At 72.8% G+C, this 14,222-nt stretch carries 14 protein-coding genes and 1 pseudogene; 8 read left to right on the top strand and 7 right to left on the bottom strand.

Translation table 11 applies throughout. The features are described from left to right. Positions 1–63: 63 nt before the first annotated feature. A complete protein-coding gene (locus tag SM793_RS18095) occupies positions 64–954 on the bottom strand; it encodes a PhzF family phenazine biosynthesis isomerase (protein WP_320439232.1) in 891 nt (296 codons plus the stop codon). A gap of 111 nt (positions 955–1,065) precedes the next feature. After that, positions 1,066–2,163, bottom strand: coding sequence for a DUF5937 family protein (locus SM793_RS18090; RefSeq protein ID WP_320439231.1), 1,098 nt, complete (start codon positions 2,161–2,163; stop codon positions 1,066–1,068). Positions 2,164–2,263: 100 nt separating this feature from the next. On the opposite strand from SM793_RS18090, the gene SM793_RS18085 reads away from it, so the two are divergent. The 4 genes from SM793_RS18085 to SM793_RS18070 all read left to right on the top strand — a co-directional run bounded on the left by SM793_RS18085 (position 2,264) and on the right by SM793_RS18070 (position 6,410). After that, positions 2,264–3,583, top strand: a complete 1,320-nt coding sequence (locus SM793_RS18085) for an MFS transporter (RefSeq protein WP_320439230.1) — start codon at positions 2,264–2,266, stop codon at positions 3,581–3,583. 161 nt (positions 3,584–3,744) lie between these two features. Then, positions 3,745–4,548 carry an MBL fold metallo-hydrolase gene (locus SM793_RS18080; protein ID WP_320439229.1) on the top strand — a complete coding sequence of 268 codons (804 nt, stop codon included), beginning with the start codon at positions 3,745–3,747 and terminating at the stop codon, positions 4,546–4,548. A gap of 5 nt (positions 4,549–4,553) precedes the next feature. Continuing rightward, entirely contained in the window at positions 4,554–4,985 is a 432-nt protein-coding gene (locus tag SM793_RS18075) for a nuclear transport factor 2 family protein (protein ID WP_320439228.1), read from the top strand. 168 nt (positions 4,986–5,153) lie between these two features. Beyond that, positions 5,154–6,410, top strand: a complete 1,257-nt coding sequence (locus SM793_RS18070; protein ID WP_320439227.1) for an NAD(P)/FAD-dependent oxidoreductase — start codon at positions 5,154–5,156, stop codon at positions 6,408–6,410. A 46-nt stretch (positions 6,411–6,456) separates the two neighbouring features. Here SM793_RS18070 and SM793_RS18065 read toward each other — a convergent pair whose 3' ends face one another. From SM793_RS18065 to SM793_RS18055, 3 genes are all read right to left on the bottom strand, one after another. After that, a complete protein-coding gene (locus SM793_RS18065; RefSeq protein WP_320439226.1) occupies positions 6,457–7,545 on the bottom strand; it encodes an rRNA adenine N-6-methyltransferase family protein in 1,089 nt (362 codons plus the stop codon). Between the two features lie 8 nt (positions 7,546–7,553). Further along, positions 7,554–7,706, bottom strand: a complete 153-nt coding sequence (locus SM793_RS18060) for a hypothetical protein (protein ID WP_320439225.1) — start codon at positions 7,704–7,706, stop codon at positions 7,554–7,556. A gap of 483 nt (positions 7,707–8,189) precedes the next feature. Continuing rightward, positions 8,190–8,357, bottom strand: coding sequence for a hypothetical protein (locus SM793_RS18055; protein WP_320439224.1), 168 nt, complete (start codon positions 8,355–8,357; stop codon positions 8,190–8,192). A gap of 56 nt (positions 8,358–8,413) precedes the next feature. Here SM793_RS18055 and SM793_RS18050 point away from each other — a divergent pair, with 56 nt between their 5' ends. From SM793_RS18050 to SM793_RS18040, 3 genes and pseudogenes are all read left to right on the top strand, one after another. Beyond that, positions 8,414–9,616, top strand: a complete 1,203-nt coding sequence (locus SM793_RS18050) for a hypothetical protein (RefSeq protein ID WP_320439223.1) — start codon at positions 8,414–8,416, stop codon at positions 9,614–9,616. A gap of 188 nt (positions 9,617–9,804) precedes the next feature. Further along, entirely contained in the window at positions 9,805–10,164 is a 360-nt protein-coding gene (locus SM793_RS18045; protein WP_320439222.1) for a hypothetical protein, read from the top strand. Positions 10,165–10,209: 45 nt separating this feature from the next. Beyond that, positions 10,210–10,828 (top strand): annotated as a pseudogene (locus SM793_RS18040) (transposase). A gap of 245 nt (positions 10,829–11,073) precedes the next feature. Here the strand turns inward: SM793_RS18040 and SM793_RS18035 are convergent. After that, positions 11,074–12,699 carry an alpha/beta hydrolase gene (locus SM793_RS18035; protein WP_320439221.1) on the bottom strand — a complete coding sequence of 542 codons (1,626 nt, stop codon included), beginning with the start codon at positions 12,697–12,699 and terminating at the stop codon, positions 11,074–11,076. A 339-nt stretch (positions 12,700–13,038) separates the two neighbouring features. Between SM793_RS18035 and SM793_RS18030 the strand changes: the two genes are divergently transcribed. Then, the gene (locus SM793_RS18030; RefSeq protein ID WP_320439220.1) at positions 13,039–13,662 is read left to right on the top strand and encodes a hypothetical protein; all 624 of its coding nucleotides are present in this window, start codon (positions 13,039–13,041) and stop codon (positions 13,660–13,662) included. Between the two features lie 53 nt (positions 13,663–13,715). On the opposite strand, the gene SM793_RS18025 is transcribed toward SM793_RS18030, so the two are convergent. Continuing rightward, positions 13,716–14,165 carry a hypothetical protein gene (locus SM793_RS18025; protein WP_320439219.1) on the bottom strand — a complete coding sequence of 150 codons (450 nt, stop codon included), beginning with the start codon at positions 14,163–14,165 and terminating at the stop codon, positions 13,716–13,718. Positions 14,166–14,222 lie beyond the last annotated feature (57 nt).

Genomic DNA, 14,222 nt, shown 5'->3' with positions numbered 1-14,222 from the left:
GCACCGGGCATCGCGGCCCCAACGCCCCCGCTCGCCCACCCCCGCCTGACCCTCCCTCAACAGTCAGGAAGCAGGCTCATCCTGGCCGATGGCGACCGCCGCGCCGGAGACCCGGACCCGTGGGGCCTCGGTGCCCAGGTCGACGTGGAGAGTGCCCGGGCGGCCCAGGTCCTCGCCCTGGTGGAGCGTGAGGACGGCCGGGGCGGCGGCCGGATCGAGGGCGCGGAGGTAGGCGCCGAAGGCGGCTGCCGCGGCCCCAGTGGCCGGGTCCTCGACCACGCCGCCGACCGGGAACGGGTCGCGGACGTGGAAGACGTCGGGTGCGGCCCGCCACACCAGTTGGACGGTGGTGAGGTCCCGGGCCGTCATGAAAGCCGCGAGCCCGTGGAAGTCGTAGTCGAGCCGGGCCAGCCGGTCGCGGGTCCCGGCGGCGAGGACGAGGTGGCGGGCGCCCGCGTAGGCGTACCGGGGCGGCAGCGCGGGGTCGAGGTCCCCGGCGGCCCAGCCGAGCAGGGCGAGCGCCTCGCCGACGTCCGCCGCGTCGGCCTCCTCCACCCTGGGTTCGACGCTGGTGAGGGTGGCTCGCAGGCCGCCGTCCACGCCCTCCGCCACCTCGACCGGGACCTCGCCCGCCGGGGTGCGGTAGAGGTAGCGGCCGGGGCCGGTCCGCTCGGCGAGCGCCACGGCGGAGGCGACGGTGGCGTGGCCGCAGAACGGCACCTCGGCCAGCGGGCTGAAATAGCGGACGGTGTACTCCCCGGCCGGGCCGGGGAACAGGAACGCCGTCTCCGAGTAGCCGACCTCGGCCGCGATCGCCAGCATCCGATCGGCGGTCAGGCCGGAGGCGTCGAGGACCACGCCCGCCGGGTTCCCACCGGCCGGGTCGGTGGCGAAGGCGGCGTAGCGGAGGATCTCGGGAGTGGCAGGAGTGGCGGGAGTGGCCTCAGTGGTCATGCCCGCTCGAACGCGCTCCGCCCGGCCGGTGTTCCCTGTGTATGCAGCCCCTGTGTATGCAGCCCCTGTGTATGCAGCCCCTGTCGATGCAGCCCTGTGGAGGCAGCACCGTCACCGCAGCACAGCCTCCAGCAGATCGGCGCCCAGCCGGGCGCTGCCCGCCAGGTCCAGCTGGTACAGCATGTAGCGCCCGCGCCGATGGGTGGTCAGCAGCCCGGCCCGGCGCAGCACCGCCAGGTGCCGGGACACCTCCGGCGCGGTCAGCTGCCAGGCGGCCGCCAGCTCGCCGGTGGTGTGCGGGCCTCGCGCGATGGTGCGGGCGAGCCGGAGCCGGACGGGGTGGGCGAGCGCCTCCAGCCGCTGCTGGACCACCGCGAGCGAGACCGGCTCGGGCACGCCCGGGGCGGCCACGGGGTACTGCACCACCGGGCGCCAGCCGGCCGCGGACACCACCAGCAGGTGCGGCCGGCCGAACGCGGTCGGGATGAAGGTGGCACCGCCCGCGCCGGTCGCGCTGGTGGTGTTGTCCTGGAGCTTGTCGACGACGATCCGGCGCCCTCCCTCGCCCGCGTCCTCCAGGACGATCGAGGAGGAGACGGCGGCCAGCGCCCCGACCGCGCCGTGCCGCACCAGCAGGTCCGTCTTGCGGCGGGCGTCGGCGGCCAGTTCGGGCAGCACCCGGCGCCAGGCGTCGGCGAAGAACGCGTCCGCGCAGTCCTCCAGCAGCCGCCGGACCAGGGCCCGGACGGCGGGCGGGTCCGTGAGCAGCCGGTCGGCGAAGTCCGCCTGCCGGGGGCCGCGGGCGAGCGCCAGCTCCCGGGCCCGTTCCTGCGCCTGCGGGTCGGTGAGCGGCGAGGCGGTCCGGTGCGCCAGCCGGGAGACGCCGCAGGCCGTCACGAGCGCGGCCCGGACGTACTGCTCGTCGTCGATCCGGTCGACGGCGTCGAGCTCCTCGGCGAGGGTGGCGCCGGGGATGCCGGGGACGAGGAAGTCGGCGCGCGAGGAGCGCCAGAGGAACTCCGCCTCGGTCAGTCGCTCGGCGAGCGCGGGCGGCACGGTGGCCGTGGTGCTCGCCGCCCAGCCGTGCAGGTCGGGGTGGTGCGCCGGTTCGGCGAGCACGTGCAGCATGGCGCTGAGTTCGGCCAGCGGCGAGGGCGTGAAGAGCAGCCGCTCGTCGGGCAGGCCGGTGATGTCGATGGTCAGGCTCACGCCCCGATCCTGTCACCTGCGGCGGCCCGGTCCGGCGTCGATTGACGGGACTCGTCAATCGACGTGCGTGCGGGCCGGGTGCGGGCGGACGGTACCGGCCATGAGCCTGATCCAGAGCCCGAAGCGGCGGCCCGACTCCCCCGCCGCTGCTCCCTCCCCCACCTCTACCACCGTCGAACGGCCCCGGAGCGGACCGGCCGCGCTGCTCGGCCTGCTGACCGCCGCCGGCGGGCCCCGCTACGCCGCCGCCCTGCTGGTGGACGCCCTCGGCACCGGGCTGCTGCGGCCGTTCCTGCTCCTCTACGGCATCGGTGTGCTCGCCCTGGACCCCGGGGCGGCGGGCCTCGCGATGTCCGCCGGCATGGTCGCCGGGCTGCTGGTGCTCCCGCTGACCGGCCGGTGGATCGACCGCGGCGCGCGCAGCCTGCCCGCCGCGGCGACGCTGGTGGTCCGGGCGGCCGGGTCGGTGACGCTGCTGCTGGCGGACGGGATGGCCGGGTTCACGGCCGCGGCGGTGCTGCTCGGCGTGGGCAGCCAGTCCTGGCCCGCCACCCACGCGGCCGTGGTGTCGACGCTCACCGAGGGCCGTACCCGGGACGCCGCCCTGGCCGCCGGCCGGACACTGCGCAACGCCGGGCTGGGCGCGGGCGCCCTGCTGGCGACGCTCGCGGTGGCCGGCGGCGCGGGGGCGCTCCAGCTGCTCGCCGGAGTCACCGCGGCGGCCTGCCTGCTGGCGGCGGGGCTGGTGCACTCGCTCCGGGTGTCCGCAGCACCGGCGGAGGTCCTGCGGCCGTCCGCGGCGACCACCCTTCCCGCCCCGGCGCCCGCCCCCGCCCCGGCACCCGCGCCCGATCCCGCGCTGCGCCGGATCACCCTGCTCAGCGTCGCCAGCCTGCCCTTCGCCTTCACCTTCGACGTCCTGGAGGTGGCCCTGCCGGCCCTGCTGGTGCTGCACCTGCACGCCTCCGCCGCCTGGTCCTCCGGCATCTTCGTCGGCAACACCGTGCTGGTGATCGCCCTCCAGCTGGCCGTGGTGCTCCGGCTCGGCGAGCGGTCGCGGCACACCGTGCTGGCCGCGGGCGGGATCGTGCTCACCCTCTCCTACCTGGGCTTCTGGGCGGCCGGAGCGCTCGGCGGCACGGCCGCGGCCGGCGCGGTGGCGGCGGTGTCGGTGCTGTACACGTTCGGCGAGATCCTCTACACCGGCTCGGGGACGGCGCTGGTGGCCGCGACCGCCCCGCCGCACCTGCTGGGCCGGGCGCTGGCGCGCTGGGAGCTGTCGACGGGCGTCGGCCGCGCCCTGGCCCCGGCGGCGCTGACCGCACTGCTGGCCGCCGGTCCCGGCGTGCTCTGGCCCGCGCTGGCCGGTGCCACCCTGGTGTCCTCGGTCGCCGTGGCCCGGCTGCGCCCGCGCGGGTGAGCCACAGGCCGCCGTCCCGGGGTGCGGGCCGGCATCGTCCCGGGGTGCGGGCGTGCGCCGGGTCGCCGATGCTGGGCGTCGAGGCGTGCGCAACCCGGCACGCGAGGCGTGCACACCCGGCACGCGGCACGACGCGCCCGGCCGCGAGGAAGGACACGTTCATGAGCGCCCTCGACTTCGAGGTCATCGACAGCCCGGACAGCTCGCTCAACAAGACCTCCGTGCTGGTCACCGGCCCCCAGGACGCGCTGCTGGTGGATGCCGGGTTCACCCGGTCCGACGGCCGGCGGCTGGTGGAGCGGATCCGGGCCACCGGCAAGCAGCTGACCACGGTCTTCGTCAGCCACGGCGACCCGGACTTCTACTTCGGCGCCCAGGAGGTGCAGGACGCCTTCCCGAAGGCCCGGTTCCTGGCCACCGCGTCGACCGTCGGACACATCCAGGAGACCTTCGAGGCCAAGCTCCGCGCCTGGGAGCACCTCGGCCCCGAGCTGCCGACCCGACTGGTCCGCCCGGAGGTGCTGCCCGGCGACGAGCTGGTCTTCGAGGGCCACCGCTTCGAGCTGCGCGGTGCCGACTTCCACCTGCCGGACCGGCACTACCTCTGGCAGCACCACCACCGCGCGCTGTTCGGCGGGGTGCTGCTCTTCCAGGGCCTGCACGTGTGGACGGCCGACACGCCGACGCCGGAGCAGCGCTCGGCCTGGATCGACCTGCTCGACGGCATGGCGGCGCTGGAGCCGGACTTCGTGGTGGCCGGGCACCGGACGGCCGACGCGCCCACCGACCCCTCCTCGATCGACCACACCCGCGAGTACCTGCGGGCCTTCGAGACCGAGGTCGGCCGGGCGCCGGACGCGGCCTCGGCCCGGGAGGCGCTGGAGCGGCGGTTCCCCGGGCTGGGCATGCCGCTGGCGGTCGACCTCGGGACGAAGGTCGCCAAGGGCGAACTGGTCTGGGGCTGAGCGCGATGATCGAGATTCCGAGGGGCACGGCCGCGTTCGCCGAGTCGGACGCCCCGGCCGACGTGGTCCGCCGCCAGTACCTGGCCTCGGCGCGGGGCGACCTGGCCGCGCTGCGGGCGACGCTCGCCGAGGACGTGGAGTGGACGGAGATGGCGGGCTTCCCGCTGGGCGGCACCTACCGGACGCCGAAGGGCGTCACGGGCGGGGTGATGGACCGGCTGGCCGCCGAGTGGGACGACTGGACGGCGCACGACGACCGGTACGTGGTGGACGGCGAGGACGTGGTGGTGCTGGCCCGCTACACGGCGGTGCACCGGACCACCCGGCGGCCGCTGAACGTGCGGGTGGCGCACCACTTCACGGTGCGTGGGGGGCGGATCGTGCGGTTCGAGCAGTTCACGGACACCGCCCTGGTCCGGGACGCGATGATGCCCTGAACCTCCCCCACGCCCTGAACGCTCCCCCCACGCCCTGAACCCTCCCCCGCCCCCGCGCCGCGTCACCCGTTCGGGGGAGCCGAGGCGGCGCGCCGGACGCCGTCTCGACAGGCCCGACGGCCGGCGGCAGGCTGTCCGTGGTTTCCGCCGCAGAGCGAGGAGTTCAGTATGGCCACGGACAGTACGGGTACCGACGGCGCCGGGCGGCAGCGTCCCATCGTGATCGTCGGCGCCTCCCTCGGCGGCGCGAAGGCGGCGCAGGCGCTGCGCGAGGCCGGGTACACCGGCGGAATCGTGCTGATCGGCGAGGAGCACGAGCGCCCGTACGAGCGGCCGCCGCTCTCCAAGGGCTATCTGCTGGGCAAGAGTTCCCGGGAGAAGATCTACGTCCACCCGCCGCAGTGGTACGCGGAGCACGACGTCACGCTGCGGCTCGGCACCCGGGTGGTGTCGATCGATCCGGCCGCGCACACGGTGAAGCTGGCCGACGACGGGCGGGTGGAGTACGCCAAGCTGCTGCTGACCACCGGCTCGGTGCCGCGCCGACTGCCGGTGCCGGGCGGGGACTTCGGCGGTGTGCACTACCTGCGCCGGGTGGAGGACAGCGAGCGGATCCGCAAGGAGTTCCGCCCCGGCGCCCGGATCGTGGTGGTCGGCGCGGGCTGGATCGGCCTGGAGACGGCGGCGGCGGCCCGCGCGGCGGGCGCGGAGGTGACCGTACTGGAGGCCGCCGAGCTGCCGCTGCTGCGGGTGCTGGGTCGCGAGGTGGCCCAGGTCTTCGCCGATCTGCACCGCGACCACGGCGTGGACCTACGGTTCGAGGTGAAGGTCGCCGAACTGACCGGCGCGGACGGCCGGGTCACCGGCGTCCGGCTGGCGGACGGCACGACGGTGCCCGCGGACGCGGTGGTGGTCGGGGTCGGCATCGCCCCGGACACCGGACTCGCCGAGGCCGCCGGGCTGGAGGTGGAGAACGGCATCAAGACCGACGAGCACCTGCGCACCTCGGACCCGGACATCCACGCGGCCGGCGACGTCGCCAACGCCTACCACCCCTTGCTGGGGCGGCACATCCGCGTCGAGCACTGGGCCAACGCCGTCAACCAGCCCCAGACGGCGGCCCGCGCGATGCTCGGCGAGGAGGCGGTGTACGACCGTGTCCCCTATTTCTTCTCCGACCAGTACGACCTCGGCATGGAGTACGTCGGCTGGGTCGAGCCCGGCGGCTACGACCGGGTGGTGTTCCGCGGCGACCCGGCCACCCGCGAGTTCATCGCCTTCTGGCTGGCCGAGGGGAAGGTCCTGGCCGGCATGAACGTGAACATCTGGGACGTCACCGACCCGATCCGCTCCCTGATCCGCTCAGGACGAGTGGTCGACCCGGCCCGCCTGGCGGACCCCGAGGTGCCTCTCGGCGACATCTGATCCGAAACGGGCCCCGGTCGACGCAGTCCCGACCGGGGCCCGCGGACTACCCGACCACGTCGCCCGGGCCGTCCAGCCAGGCACGGCGCTGACCGTCCACAGAGACGGTGAGACCGAACCGGTCGAGCCCTGGCGCGCCCTGACGCTGCCACCACCGGTACTCGGCCGTCACCTCGTCCCACAGGTTCCGCGGGCCGGACTGGGAGACGGCGTGCTTCCCCTCCCGGTCGGCCAGTCGACAGTGGGCGTAGGAGATGCCGTCCCAGACCTCCAACCGGCCGGTGCCGAGCCGGTCGTAGGGTGCCGCGACGCTCTGACGGAACACGTCCGGCAGGCGCAGCCCGACCGCGAACGCCGCGTCGGTGGAGTCCGCGACGTCCGCGGGGTCGATCTCCGACGGGCCGTAGCGGACGTCGTCGATGTCGAACTCCCCACTGTCTGGCTGCTGGTCGCGCACCCACATGAAGGCGACGTCCTCGACGAACGGGCCGGTCGCCGACTCGCCGTCGTCGGCGACTGTCAGCCGCGCCAGCGCTCCGTTGCAGAACGCCGTCCCGTAGGGCACGAGAATCACGCCGCCCGGTCTCGTCTGCTCGATCAGCGCCCCGGGCAGCCTCTGCACGGCGGCCGTCAGGTGGACGCGATCGTACGGGGCCCCGGCGGGGTGACCGAGCATGCCGTCCGCCGCCACCACCGTGGGCGTGCGTCCCATGGTGGCGAGCTGTGCGCGGGCGTCGATCGCGAGACCGGGGTCCGCTTCGATGGTGACCACGTTCTCCGCACCGACCCTGCTGGCCAGAAGGCCGGCCGTCCATCCGGTGCCGGTACCGACCTCCAGGACCCGCATCCCGGGGGCCACGTCCAGGTGCCGGAGCATCGTCGCGACCACGGTGGGCATGGAGCTGGAGGACGACGGGGTGCTGGTCCCGTCGTAGACCTGCGTCACGAGCGGCAGATCGGAGGCCACGGCCGCCGCCCAGCGGTCAGGGTGCGCCGTCCGATCGATCCACTCCCCGTCCACCCGGATCCGGTCCGGGGTGAACCGATCGCGCGGGGTGGTACGGAAGATCTGTTCCCAGTCGGCCGACAGGGCCCCGGACTCCAGGAGCGTGTCGGTCAGCTTGTCCCACGTCATGATGTCCCCTACGGCTTCTCGGGCTTGGGCAGGTTCTTCGGCGGCGCGTCCCGCCGGCCGTCGTGCGGCGCGGTGTCCGGCGCCCCCGAGTGCCCGCCGCCCTGGCCCCCGCCGGCCTTGCCGGGGCCGTCGTTGCCCGATCCTCCACCGTGCTTCGCCATGGTGGTGTTCCCTCCTGTGCAGTGTGCGATCGCGAGCGGGAGAGGGCCGGCTCCGCTGCCTGCGCGGAGCCGGCTCTCTGGTGGTCTAGCTGACGTCCGGGGCCGTACCGGGCTCCGGCGCGGTCGGTCCGGGCGGTCGGTCGGGGTCGACGGTCGGTTCGGCCGCACTTGGTGTCTCCTCACGCTGTGACGGTCCCAATCACCGGTGGGTGTCGGGTCGTTCGGTGTTGCGGACCCGCTCCGTCCGCTGCTCCCTGCCAGGACTCGGCGGCCGGAGCGGGGGCTCAGGAGCCCGTGTACTTCCGCCGGGCGCGTTCGTTCGCCCGGCGGACGCGCGCCAGCATGTCGGCTCGTCGCTCCCGCTTTTCAGGGGGCAGCGGAGCCGGGGCATGGTCTTCCGGGCTCAGCACCGGGCGCGGTCCGCGCCACTCCGGCGGTATCGACTGCGGCTGCTCCGCCAACTTCGCAGTGGGATCAGCCACTTCATCCACTGTGAGCCTCCTCCGAGTGCCGCGCCGCGCGCGCCCTGGCATCCAGGGCGCGGGAGTGGTCACCGGACTCGGCAGACAGACGCTCCAGTGCCTGCCATGCCGCGCACATGAGGCAGATGACAGGCTCGGCGGGCACTTCCACCGCGATCGGCGCGCTCACGGTTCCTCCTCCGGCACCGCGACCCAGGGCGTGTGCGTGACGTGCTCCTAGGAGCGGTGGTCCTGCTCCACTCGCAGGTGGTCCGCCATCCATTTCCGCGCAGCCGCGAAGTCACCGCCCTCCGGGCCCTCTGCGCCGCAGGGAGTGCCGTCCTCGGATTCACCGAGGCATCGGAACCGCTGCGTCCGCGACGGCCGGTCGGGCTCGATGTCGGTCCGGAGCGTCCACTCCAGGAAGCGGTAGATCTGCCGGGGCGGCTGGAGGCCGCCGACCGGACAGCCGCCTGCCGACCGTCCACCGAAGCCCGCGCGGATCACCTGTGCGCGTGCACGGCGGGGGTCAAGACGCTGCCACGCGGCTGTCTTCGTGACGGGGCCTCACTGGAAGAAACCGTGGATCGCATCCTCACTGCCTGCCCTCAGGTGCACCCGCTGGAAGCGCACAGATGGGCGCACGGCTGGAGCCGTCCGGAACTGTCCGCTCGCATCGACCGTGAGTACGAGGCCGACGGACTGCTTCCTCCCGCGATGTCGGACGCTGAGCTGTGTCGCTACGAGCACGGTCAGCGGCGACCCTCGGACGACCGGATCGATTACCTGTGTCGCACCTACAGCACGCGGCCCGATCGCCTCGGCTTCGGCCGTGACTACAGTGGACGCATGTTGGGACATCTGGAGTCGTCCGGACTCCAAGACCTCTTTCCGCTCACCAACTCCGACTCGAAGACCGATCTGATCCAGCGCGTCCGCGACGCCCGGTCGAGGATCACCATGTTCGGTCTGACGCGGAACTTCTACGGCACGGACGAGCTCCGGGAGCTCTTCGTCGCCAAGTCGCACGAGGTGCCCGTCCGCGTCTTCATCATGGATCCCTTCTGCGAGTCGCGGAAGGACAGGTACCGACTGGAGCCCTCCGAGGCTGCCATGGAGGACCCGGCCCGGTACCTGCGCGAGGTCCTCACCCCTCTTGCGGAGGCTGCTCGCACGGGTGGCGGCGACTTCAAGGTCTACTTGTTCAACTTCCCGTGCAGCTTTGCCCTGGAGATGATCGACGACACGATGCGCGTCATGCTCTACGGGCACGGCAAGCGCGGCACGGACGGGCCGATCCTCGTGTTCGACCGAGGCTCGGCCGAGACGGGTCCAACCCCCTACTGGCAGTACTTCGAGGACCAGTTGGCGTGGATTCAGCGGCTGGCGGACGCCGACGAAGTACCCGAGCCGTGGCGCTCGAAGGGAATCCGCGTTGTGCCGTGCTGAGGACTGTCCCGTAACTGGGTGCGGCAGGGCATCCCTGCCTGGCATCATGGTTCCCGTGATCATGTGTCGAAAGGCCGATGCCGCGTAGACGGCCGCGCGCGCTTCGCGCTGAACGACCGGTCTCCCGCGTCTGGGGGCCGGCCCCTCCGCTCCGGATTCACGGACTCTCCGCCGGGGCTAGCCTGGCTGTGCACCGGGTCGAGTACCTGAGCGCCAGCTTCTACATACACCTGGGTGCCACCGACCGGGCATTGCGGCGATACCGCGAGTTCCTGAACCCGCCCGGAAGACGTCCGCTGTACCCGCAGAAGTCGCATTGCTCGTGCTCCGGGTGTTCCTTCGACGACGTCAGGCACGCGCGTGATGTGCTGGAGGAGATCCTGGAGAGACTGCCGGAACGGGCGCGTGCCGAGCTCGGCCGGCTTGTGGAGCCTCTGGATACGGCGTTCTTGCGCCGCACCCTGCCTGACCCGTTCGCCCACCGGCGCCAGTGGCGCACGGAGTTCTGGTGGTACCGCCGCCTGGCTGACAGATCGGAGTGGGGGTGAAGGAACCCGCGGCCGGCCCCGTACCGAGATGGGATGATCACGGCCATGGCTGTGATCACGGCGTCGGACCCGTCCTGGATAGCCCCCTTCACGGGGCTGAGCCCGCGCGTCTTCCGCAAGTTGATGACAGTTCTCCGTCGAGAGGGCGCTGACACCGTGCGGCCGGGCCGGCCCTGGAGTATTCCGCTGGAAGACCGGGTCCTGCTGGTTGCGGCCTACTGGCGGACGCGTCCCCACTCACGACCACACCATCGCGGAGAAGTCGAAGAACTACAGGTACTCCACCAACCATCAGGTCGTCGTCGACGCCCACACCCGGCTGGTCGTCGTGGTCGGCACCCCAGTCCCGGGCAACCGGAATGACTGCAAGGCCTGGGCCGAGTCCGGCGCCAAGGCCGCCGTCGGCCGGACCACCACCACCGCCGACGGCGGCTACCCCGGCACCGGTCTCGTGATCCCGCATCGCCGGCCCAAGGGCGGCGAACTCACCGAATGGCAGACCGAGCACAACCGAGACCACAAGCGGGTCCGCGCCCGCGTCGAGCACGTCTTCGCCCGGATGAAGACCTGGAGGATCCTCCGCGACTGCCGCCTCAAAGGAGACGGCGTCCACCACGCCATGCTCGGCATCGCCCGCCTCCACAACCTTCTCCAGGCCGCATAGTCCGGGTCTGCTGCCGATGGGCGACGCCTGCCCAGCCACCGCCAAAGATCAATTACGGGACAGCCCTCAGACAGAGCAGCTCGAACCTTCCCGACTCCCGCCGTCCCGCGTCACGGCTGACGGAGCCGGAAGCCATGACGTGACGTGACGTGACGAGGAACCAGCCCACGGAGTGGTCCGCGCAGCCGAACGGCCCGCTCCCGGGAGGCTGTTTCCGGGGGCGGGCCGTTCGGCTGCGGGGTGGGTCAGGCGACGGGCGGGAACGCCTCGGCGTCCGGCTTCAGGAGCTGGCCGGGGGCCGGGGCCTTCTGGTTCACCAGGTAGTCGGTGACCAGCTTGCCCAGCTCCTTGCTGCGGCCGACGGCGCAGTGCTCGACCACGTCGACCGAGACCAGCACCGCGTTGCCCAGCTGGCGCTGCATGCGCTGCGCGAAGCCGTAGTTGGTCGCCGGGTCGTAGAGGTTGCCGATGACCATCACCGGGGCGGCGGTCTTCCCGTTCCACGGGCCGGTGAAGCGCTCGGCGTCGCGGGCCGGGGCCGGCCAGGAGGCGCAGGTCGGGCCGTCGAAGGCCTGGTAGCGGCCGAAGGTCGGCGACTCCTTCTCCCACGGCTTGGCCAGGTTGGCCAGGGTCCACGGGTTGGACGGGTACGGCTTGTCCTGGCAGTTGACGCCGTAGTAGGAGTCGTCGGCGGAGTACGGGGTCTCCGGCAGCGCCTCGCGCAGGGCGTTCGGCACGGTCTTGGCCAGCACCTTGGCGTTCTCGACGACCGCCGGGTCGACGGCGGGCGCGGCGGCCAGGCCCTGCGCGGCGACGGCCGGGGCGTTGAACACCTGGTAGGCGGCCTGCAGCGACACCGCGAGCGGCGCCTGGAGGCGCTGCGCGTAGAGGGAGCTGGCGACCTGGCTGGTGAAGCTGGACAGCGTGACCTGGGTGCCGTCCGGCAGGGTGAGCGGGCTGGTGCGCAGGTGGTCGCGGAGGGCGTCGAACTTGGCCCGGGTGTCGCCCTCGCCGAAGGCGCAGCGCGGGGCGCCCGCGGTCTGGCAGCGCTTGAGGAACTCGGTCAGGGCGACCTCGAAGCCGGTGGCGCGCTGGCGGTCGTACTCGACGCCGTTGTGCATCCGCAGGTTGGGGTCGACGTTGCCGTCGACGATCAGGGCGCGCACCTTGTCCGGGTACATGCCCGCATAGGTGGCGCCGATCAGGGTGCCGTAGGAGAAGCCGGCGAAGTTCAGCTTGCTGTCGCCGACGGCGCGCCGCATCCGGTCGAGGTCACGGACCACGTTGATGGTCGACATGTGCTCGATGAGCGGGCCGGCGTTGCGCGAGCAGGCGTCGCTGTAGTCCTCGGTGGCGTCGATGGTCTGCGCTATCTCGGCCCTGGTCACCGGGACGCCGATCATGCGGTCGTTGACGCCCGCGGCCTCTTCGTCGGTGGTGAAGCACTTCAGCGGGTTGCTGCGGGCCACGCCTCGCGGGTCGAAGCCGACCAGGTCGAAGCGGTCCTGGACGTCCTTGCCGAAGCGGGCGGTGGTCGCCCAGAGGTAGCCGCTGCCGCCCGGGCCGCCGGGGTTGAGGAACAGCGAGCCGATCCGCTTCGCCGGGTCGCCCGCGCGACGGCGCATCATCGCGATGCCGGTGGTCTCACCCTTGGGGTGGTCGTAGTCGAGCGGCACCTGGTAGACGGCGCAGTCGTAGATCTTGGGGTCCGGCTGGCTCGGATCGGGGTTGCACGGCTTCCAGTCGACCGCTGCCACCTTGGCCTCGGCGGCTGCGCCGGGGGCCGGTGCTGCGACGGCCGCCGCGGCCGAGCCTGCGACGAGGGCGAGGGCACTGGTGACCGCCAGTACCGTGCCGGTGAATCGGGACACGAAACCTCCTCCGGTTCTGCAAACCCGCACAGCCTGTCAGCCCGCCCCCAGCAGGGGAAGACAGAAGTGGCCGCAGATTCTTGCGGGGAGTGACCGAATGGCCGTCAATTCCGCTCATGAACGGCATATTGACGGGAAACAGCGCGACCGATGGCCGAAGATCATTATTAACCGTATGGTCTGGCGGCCCGAGGGCGCGCCGCGAGCGGCGGACGCCGGGTCGTGCGTCCGCACTCCGTTGACCGTGTACAGCCCCGACTCGATACTCGGCGTTGCGCAACCCCGACCGAGCCGTTCCTGAGGATTCGCCGGCCACGACCGGCGGAGAGGTGGACACTCATGGGCTTCCTGACCGCACCCGACGACGATCCCGGACTCCCGCCACGGCCGGACCGACGCACGGTGCTGACCCGGGCACTGGGCCTCACGGCGGTGGCCGGCCTCGGCGCCGTGGCCTCGATCGGAGCGACGGCCGGACCGGCGACGGCCGATGGCTCCACGGACGCGGCGAAGGCCAAGGACGCGAGAATCCTCGCCAGCCAGGCGGACTGGCGGTTCTGCACCAAGTGCTACGGCATGTTCTTCCGCGGCTACCCCACCGACGGCGCCTGCCCGGCGGGCGGGGGCCACGACTCGGCCGGCTACAACTTCAACCTCCCGCACGACATCCCCGAGACCCCGACCGCCCAGCACAACTGGCGCTTCTGCACCAAGTGCTACGGCATGTTCTTCTGGGGCTACCCCGACAACGGCCGCTGTCCCGCCGGCAACGCCCACGCGGCGGCCGGCTACGACTTCGTCCTCCCCCACGACATCCCGGAACCCCCCGGCTCGCAGCGCAACTGGCGGTTCTGCCCCAAGTGCTACGGCCTCTACTTCTACGGCTACCCCACCAACGGCCGCTGCCCGGCCGGGAACGCCCACTCGGTGGCCGGGTACGACTTCGTCCTCCCGCACCTGTAGGAGACCGACCGGGTGCGGTGCGGCGCCGCCGCACCGCACCCGGTCGCCCCGGGCTACGACGGCTGGGGCTTGTGCAGTTCCCAGTCGTCGCGGACGCCCTGTACCCCGCAGAGGTGCTTCCGGGCGGCGGCGACGACCGTCGCCCCGCGCTCGGTGCCGAGGGTCTGGTTCGCCGAGGCGACCAACTGGTCCTCCGTCCGGCCGGCGAAGGAGTAGTAGCAGAGGTGGATCCCCTCGGTCCACGCGTCGACGTCATTGGCCGCAAGGGCCGGGTCGGCGGCCCGCAGATCCGCGAGGTACGCGTCCAGGACGGCCTGCGGCACGGGCTCGAAGCCTCGGGCCACCGACCTGTTCTCACCGGTCGGGGTGGCACTGCTCGGGCCGCTCGGACTGCTCTCCGCGGCGGTCGCCGACGGTGCTCCCCCACCGCCGCACGCCGTCAGCACGGAGACCAGAGCCACGGCAACGGCCAGCAGAGCGGCTGCGCCTCGGGTGTTGTTCATCGTTCCCTCAGGTGTCGGTCGGGGGGGGCCGGGGGGGGGCCCGCGGCCCCGCCCGGG

Origin of the sequence: Kitasatospora purpeofusca (genome assembly GCF_034043715.1) — a bacterium.
GTDB lineage: Bacteria > Actinomycetota > Actinomycetes > Streptomycetales > Streptomycetaceae > Kitasatospora > Kitasatospora purpeofusca_A.
This window is presented reverse-complemented; position numbering and strand designations above follow the sequence as displayed.

What these genes read in the sequence shown, in the direction of transcription:
- SM793_RS18080 (WP_320439229.1), top strand. Translation starts at nt 3,745, where the DNA reads ATGAGCGCCCTCGACTTCGAGGTCATCGACAGCCCGGACAGCTCGCTC.
- SM793_RS18060 (WP_320439225.1), bottom strand. Translation starts at nt 7,706, where the DNA reads ATGGCGAAGCACGGTGGAGGATCGGGCAACGACGGCCCCGGCAAGGCC.
- SM793_RS18095 (WP_320439232.1), bottom strand. Translation starts at nt 954, where the DNA reads ATGACCACTGAGGCCACTCCCGCCACTCCTGCCACTCCCGAGATCCTC.
- SM793_RS18070 (WP_320439227.1), top strand. Translation starts at nt 5,154, where the DNA reads ATGGCCACGGACAGTACGGGTACCGACGGCGCCGGGCGGCAGCGTCCC.
- SM793_RS18085 (WP_320439230.1), top strand. Translation starts at nt 2,264, where the DNA reads ATGAGCCTGATCCAGAGCCCGAAGCGGCGGCCCGACTCCCCCGCCGCT.
- SM793_RS18030 (WP_320439220.1), top strand. Translation starts at nt 13,039, where the DNA reads ATGGGCTTCCTGACCGCACCCGACGACGATCCCGGACTCCCGCCACGG.
- SM793_RS18075 (WP_320439228.1), top strand. Translation starts at nt 4,554, where the DNA reads ATGATCGAGATTCCGAGGGGCACGGCCGCGTTCGCCGAGTCGGACGCC.
- SM793_RS18065 (WP_320439226.1), bottom strand. Translation starts at nt 7,545, where the DNA reads ATGACGTGGGACAAGCTGACCGACACGCTCCTGGAGTCCGGGGCCCTG.
- SM793_RS18025 (WP_320439219.1), bottom strand. Translation starts at nt 14,165, where the DNA reads ATGAACAACACCCGAGGCGCAGCCGCTCTGCTGGCCGTTGCCGTGGCT.